Below are 6,413 nucleotides of genomic sequence, written 5' to 3'. Positions count from 1 at the left end.
GACGAAGGCACCGCCACCACCCTCCTCCACGACATCCTCGCCCAACCCCGCCTCGACCCCGACCTACGCACCCGCTCCGCCCTCGCCCTCTCCCGCATCGCGATCCATGCGGTCGACCACACCGCCAGCGCCACCGCCCTGCGCCGCATCCTCACCGACCCGCAGCTACCCACCGCGGCCCGCGGCGAGATCCGCCTCACCCTCGGCCTCCGGATGCTCAACCCGGCCGGCGACCTTGCCGGCATCCGTGAGCTGGAACGGGCCCTCACGGAGCTGGCCACCCGCCCCGACATCGCCGCCCGCGCCATGGCCGCCCTCGCCGGTGACCCGAACCTCACCCCGGAGAAGGCGAAGGAGTGGATCGAGCGCTCCGAGAACGCCGTCCGCGACAGCCCGAACCGCGGTGTGCAGGCAGCCGTCCACGCCACCCGCCTCACCCTGATGGCCAAGGAGACCGACCCTCAGGTCTGGGAGCTCACCGACCGCCTTCCGCTTGAGGACCACGACCCCGAGGTACTGCGCCAGAGCGCCCGCGCCCTCTACAACGTCGGCTACTACGCTCTCCTGACCGGGCACGACGAACGCGCCGAAGCCCTGCTCCACGGGAGCCTGGACCTCGCCCGACGACTGGGCACGACGCCGCTCGTCGAGTCGTACAGCGCCAGCGACCTGCTGCGGCTGGACTGGCACGCGGGCCGGTGGGACCACCTGGAGGCCGACCGCACCGCCCTCCTCGCGCAGTACCCCAACAACGTCGCCATCCTCATCCAGACCTGCGTGGACCGCGGATACCTGGCCGCCGCCCGCGGGCAGTGGACGCACGCACTGGAACAGCTGCGCCAGGTCGCCCGCCTCGCGGAGTCGGGGTTCCAGCCGGACGAGGCGCTTCGGGCCGCGGCGGGCATCGCGCAGGTCCACCTCGCCCGCAGCCAGCCGCAGGACGCCTGGGCCGTTGTGTTGCCGGCCCTGGAGTCCGTGCGCAACACCTCCGCCTGGAGCAGGTCCGCAGGCCTGCTGACCGTGGCCGTCCAGGCCGCGCTCGTCGGCGGCCACCACCAGGCCGCGCGGGACCTTGCCGCCGAGGCCGAGCGGGCCGTCGAAGGCCTGCACGCTCCCGCCTCCCGAGCCGCAGTCGACGCCGTGCGGGGCCTGCTCCTCCAACACGACGGCGACCCGACCGCCGCCGCCGACCGCTTCGACCGCGCCCGCCTCACCCTCGCCGCGATCGGTCGCCCCCACCTCGCGGCCCAGGCCCTGGAACACACCGCGCGCGCCCTCGCCCCCACCGACCCCCACACCGCCGCCCACCACCTCACCGAAGCCGCCGCCACCCACACCTCCCTCGGCGCCACCGCCGACGCCGCCCGCTGCCAACAAGCCCTACGCGAACTCGGCCTCAACCGCCCCACCCCCCGCGGCCGCCGCAGCTACGGCGAACACCTCTCCCCCCGCGAAACCCAGGTCGCCCAACTGCTCACCACCGGCGCCACCAACAACGACATCGCCCAAGCCCTCGCCATCTCCCCCCGCACCGTCGAACAACACGTCGCCAACACCCTCAGGAAACTCCACACCACCCGCGACGACATGCCCAAGTTCGACACCCCCACCGACCACGGGCAGGACCTCCCGGCACACCGCGACGACAACTGAGACACCCAGCAGGCAAGGGGCCGAATCCCGCACGGTCGGAAGCTGCAGCGGCCCCAGCGGCCGGGCATGCTGTTCGCCCGGGTCCGTGTCGGTCGTCCCAGCGGACGGCGTCGCCCGCTCCACCGGGTGTGACCGTCGCTGCGGGTGCCTGCGCCCCGGGGGAGGCACCGAGCTGCGCGGTCAGTACCCACCACGGCCCGCGCATCCGGCCGACGCCACCGGCACCCCTGCCCGCCGCCCGTCTGCGGTCGGCCTGAAGCGGGGCGGGCGAACGTCTCGCCGGCGGCAGCCGGACTGCGATCACGCGCTCGACTACGTGGTCCTCCACCTACCGATCCCGTGCGACCGGAGCCTTCCGTTATCCCGCCGTGACCTTTCCGACGGCCGATCGATCTTCGTTGACGGGCCTCATTGAGGGAGACAGGGGGGGCAGAACAGACATCCCGACCGGGACAGCGGTAGAGGAGACCTGCCATGGAAGCCATCGCCACCAGTCCGACCGGAACGCTCGACGGCCCGGCGGCCGGCCTGACGGGCTCCACGACCACCCTCCCCCCGGAGCACCCCACCGACGAGCGGCCCAGCCCCGACAACTCCGTCTGGGCACTCGCGCACGCCCCCGAGTCCGCGGGCACCGCGCGGCGCATCACCCGCGACGCCCTCGGCGCCTGGGGTCTGGACGAGGACACCACCGACCAGGCCCTGATCGTCGTCTCCGAACTCGTCACCAACGCCGTCGAGCACGCCCTCCCCCCGATCGCCCTCCACCTCGGCCGTCCGGCCCCGGGAGAGGTGCTGCACATCGAGGTCGACGACGGCGGACCGGCCGCTCGGAACAGCACCCGGACCACCAGCCGCGCACCCGACGAACACGGCCGAGGCCACGCCATCATCGCCGTCCTGGCCACCGCACACGGCCACCGGCCCGGCGACCACGGCACCACCTACTGGGCCGACCTGTGAACCCCCGGATCACCGCCCCGGCGGCCCGCCGGGCCCGCAACCGCATGCGGCGACTGGCCTGGCGACTGTGCAACCCGTCCGATCTGTTGCCCGGCAGACCGGCGCCCCACCGACGATCCGACCTCCCCGCAACCGTCGCGGCGGCCTCCCTCGCACCAGCCGCTCCAGCCCGGCGGGCCCTCGGCAACGGTTCGTCCCCCGCACTCCTCAGGGAGCCCACGCATGAGTACAGCTGACACGTCCGCCCTTCTGCGGCCCGCGGCCTACCTCCGCCGCCATCCGCACAGCCCGATCCCGGTGGAGGGCCACTGCGAGGCCATGCGGCGCTTCGCGGTCCGCCTGGGACTGCCGGCCCCGGCGGTGTACCTCGACAACAACACCGCCACCCGGGAGCGGCAACCGCGACGGCCCCAGTTCGAGGCGCTCGTCCATGCCGTGATGGACGGCTCCCACCGGGTGGTGCTGATACCTGGGCCCTGGGTCTTCTCCAGCGACGAGCGTCGCACCCGCCTGGCCTTCCGGGTGCTCACGGCCGCCGGGTGCCTCCGCGTCATGACGCTTCCCACACCGCTCGCGACCGTGTGGCGCCGTCGGCCGGGCACGCCCGGCGAGGACGGCCGGCAGGTGCCGCCGCCATGATCGCGGGCGGATCTGTAAAAAGAACGACTCTGTCCCGTATTCGGCTCTGTCCCGCATTCGGTGGTAACCGTCTGTGATTCAGGCGAGGAGGATTCGGTGTGGGAGCAGGGCGAATCCGGCCCGGCCGTGCATCTGCCGCGTGATCCTCTTGGTGTGGGTGTTGACGCCTTCGGTGCGGCCGTTGTGGTGCGGCAGGGTGAGGCGGGCATCGACTGCGGCGCGGTCGAGTTCGAGACCGTTGCAGAAGCTGTGCAGGTGAGGCAGGTCGGCAGCGCGGGCTGCAGCGATCCGCCGAGCGAGCTCGGCGTCGTTGCCGGGAGCCGGGGCGAGGAGTGCGGCGAATGAGCGGACGAGCCCTGTGAGCTCGGTCGTCTCCGGGCAGGTAGTGGTGAGGGGCTTGAGCAGGTCGGTGTCCATTTCTCGTAGCCGGTCGGGGCGGGTGAGCATGAGGCGGGCGAGGCGGCGCGGGCTGATCACCGGGCGGTCGCTCTCAGCCCGGCCCTGAGTGATGTACCGAGAGAGAAGGTTGAGGCTTCCGGCGTATCCGCGGCCCTTGATCTCCCGGAACAGCTGGAGGACCGGGACGGCGGGGTCCTCCGTCCGGCGGGTCCGCAGGTGGTCGCGGTAGGGGTCCACGAGCGTGGGCCGGTACTGCGGCGCCCGTCGCAGGCCCGAGGGCTCGGGATTGCGCGCGTATCGCTTGACGGTGTTCAGCGCCAGGTTCAGACGGCGGGCGCACTCGAGAAGGCCCACGCCCTTGTCGAGCAGGTCGTGGACCTTCGACGCCGGGGTGCTCACGCAGCCATGTCTCCAAGGCGTCGGCACCTCGTCCGGGCAGGACGTCGATCCGCTCGCCAGTCTCGGCGTCGATCAGCACGGTTGCGTACCGGCAGCGGCGACGCAGGGCGAAGTCGTCCACGCCCAGGACCCGCGGCACCCGCCGTGCGGGCAGCGGCACACGCAACAGTGCCCGCAGGGCCGTGGACCGGGAGGCCGGCGCCGCAAGAACTCTCAGCAGGCGGGAGGCCGCCCGGCCTGCCAACTCCTTGACGACCGAGTCGAGTTGGTCCGTGAGTCGGTCGTTCGACGCTGGTAGCGTTCCAGCAAACTGGGTACCTGCTCGCGGAACGTCTGCCGCCGACAGCCGAGTACCGGACAGGCCAGGCGACGGACACGCACCGCCACGAGCACCCGTCGGCCGTCCGCCGGCACGTCCGCCACCATCCGCTGGTGGAAGCCGTGCACCCGGTCCGTGAGTGCCCCGCAGAGCGGGCAGGGCACCGGACCGCCAGGGGTTCGGGCCACCACCCGGATCAGCCCGCCCTCGTTCACCACATCCTCGATCACCAGCGGCGACAGCCCCGAAAACACCGTACCCACAAGCTCGTTGACATCCCGCATGACCTGCCAACGACGCCCATCACGCTTGGTTACCACCTAATACGGGACAGAGCCGTTCAATGGACAGACCCTCGCGGGCGGCGTACACCGGTGACTCGCCGCACGGTGCGCCGCGTCGGCGCGCCCGCCCCCAGGCCGACAGCTCGTCAGGGCTTCCCGGCGGCCGCGATGTCGTTGCGGGTGGTGTGGAGTTTCTTGAGGGTGTTGGCGACGTGTTGTTCGACGGTGCGGGGGGAGATGGCGAGGGCTTGGGCGATGTCGTTGTTGGTGGCGCCGGTGGTGAGTAGTTGGGCGACCTGGGTTTCGCGGGGGGAGAGGTGTTCGCCGTAGCTGCGGCGGCCGCGGGGGGTGGGGCGGTTGAGGCCGAGTTCGCGTAGGGCTTGTTGGCAGCGGGCGGCGTCGGCGGTGGCGCCGAGGGCGGTGTGGGTGGCGGCGGCTTCGGTGAGGTGGTGGGCGGCGGTGTGGGGGTCGGTGGGGGCGAGGGCCCGCGCGTGGTGTTCCAGGGCGCGGGCGCCGTAGTAGGGGCGGCCGATGGCCTGGAAGGTGAGGCGGGCGCGGTCGAAGCGGTCGGCGGCGGCGGTCGTGTCGCCGTCGTGCTGGAGGAGCAGGCCGCGGGCGAGGTGCGTCTCGGCGTGCGCGGCAGGTGCGCCCACGCCGTCCAGGGCGTGTTCGGCTTCTGAGACGAGCTCGCGGGCCTCCCGGCCGTGGCCGGTGGCGAGTGCGGCCTGGAGGGCCAGCGGCACCAGGTCGCTGGCCACCGGCCAGCAGGCGGCGGTGCGCAGGACGCGCAGGGCCGGAGCGGTGCTGGTCCAGGCGTCCTGGGCCTGGTCACGGGCGAGCTGGACCTGGACGGTGCCCGCCGCGACCCGCAGCTTCCAGTCCGCCTCGGTGGCCGCTTCCGCGATACGGGCGGCTTGGCCGAGCTGGTCCAGGGCGCGGGTCCACTGCCCGCGGGCGGCGGCCAGGTATCCGGCGGTCAGGTGTGCGTCGCAGGCCGCGCTGGCCATGTCGGGGTACCGGGCGGTGAGGGCGGCGTGATCGGCCTCCAGGTGGCCCCAGCGACCAGCCAGCCAGTCCAGTCGCAGGAGGTCGATGGCGCCCAGGCACTCCACGACGACCAGCGTGCCCAGCCGTCGGGCGAGGTCCAGGCTCTCGTGGAGCAGGGCTGCGGCCCGGGTGTCGTACCCGGTGCCGAGGGCGGCGTCGGCGACGTTGTGCAGGGCGCGGGCGGTCTGGCGCAGTACTTCGGGGTCGGCGTCGTCGCGGGGAAGCCGGTCGACGAGGTCCCACACGTCCTGGTCCCCGGCGGTGGCCATCAGGCTGAGGCGGGTGGCGCGGACGGCGGCACGCGCGGCGCGGTCGGGGCTGTCACGGACGGCGTTCTCGGCGCGTTCCAGCCAGGCCCGCGCGTCCTGCGGGGGCTTTTGGTCGTCCAGGGCCAGGGCGACCATGGCGCGGGCGGCGAGGTCGGGCCGGGTCGCCAGTTCCTCCACGGCACGTTTCAACTCGCTCTCACCGGAAGCGTTACGGCCCTGGTTGACCGTCAGGAGGCCGAGGGTGAGGCGGATCTCGCCGCGGGCGGCGGTGGGGAGTTGGGGGTCGGTGAGGATGCGGCGCAGGGCGGTGGCGGTGGTGGTGTAGTCAATGCCGTTCTTGGCCATCCGGGAGAGGGCGAGGGCGGAGCGGGTGCGTAGGTCGGGGTCGAGGCGGGGTTGGGCGAGGATGTCGTGGAGGAGGGTGGTGGCGGTGCCTTCGTC

General features: G+C 72.9%; 4 protein-coding genes and 1 pseudogene. 3 read left to right on the top strand and 2 right to left on the bottom strand.

Going from position 1 to position 6,413, the window contains the following annotated elements; all coding sequences use genetic code 11:
* The 3 genes from ACFTWP_RS41030 to ACFTWP_RS41020 all read left to right on the top strand — a co-directional run.
* Positions 1–1,653, top strand: a 1,653-nt coding sequence (locus ACFTWP_RS41030; protein WP_380270300.1) for a LuxR C-terminal-related transcriptional regulator, incomplete at its 5' end; no start/stop codon positions are given.
* Positions 1,654–2,127: 474 nt separating this feature from the next.
* Positions 2,128–2,616 carry an ATP-binding protein gene (locus ACFTWP_RS41025; protein ID WP_380270299.1) on the top strand — a complete coding sequence of 163 codons (489 nt, stop codon included), beginning with the start codon at positions 2,128–2,130 and terminating at the stop codon, positions 2,614–2,616.
* Positions 2,617–2,838: 222 nt separating this feature from the next.
* Positions 2,839–3,255: a hypothetical protein gene (locus ACFTWP_RS41020; protein WP_380270298.1), complete on the top strand. Its 417-nt coding sequence runs from the start codon at positions 2,839–2,841 to the stop codon at positions 3,253–3,255.
* A 78-nt stretch (positions 3,256–3,333) separates the two neighbouring features.
* Here ACFTWP_RS41020 and ACFTWP_RS41015 read toward each other — a convergent pair.
* Both ACFTWP_RS41015 and ACFTWP_RS41010 read right to left on the bottom strand, forming a co-directional pair.
* Positions 3,334–4,626, bottom strand: a pseudogene (locus ACFTWP_RS41015) (transposase).
* A gap of 176 nt (positions 4,627–4,802) precedes the next feature.
* On the bottom strand, positions 4,803–6,413 hold a 1,611-nt coding region (locus ACFTWP_RS41010), incomplete at its 5' end, for a LuxR C-terminal-related transcriptional regulator (RefSeq protein ID WP_380270297.1).

The organism is Kitasatospora sp. NPDC057015, from assembly GCF_042673745.1.
GTDB lineage: Bacteria > Actinomycetota > Actinomycetes > Streptomycetales > Streptomycetaceae > Kitasatospora.
This window is presented reverse-complemented; position numbering and strand designations above follow the sequence as displayed.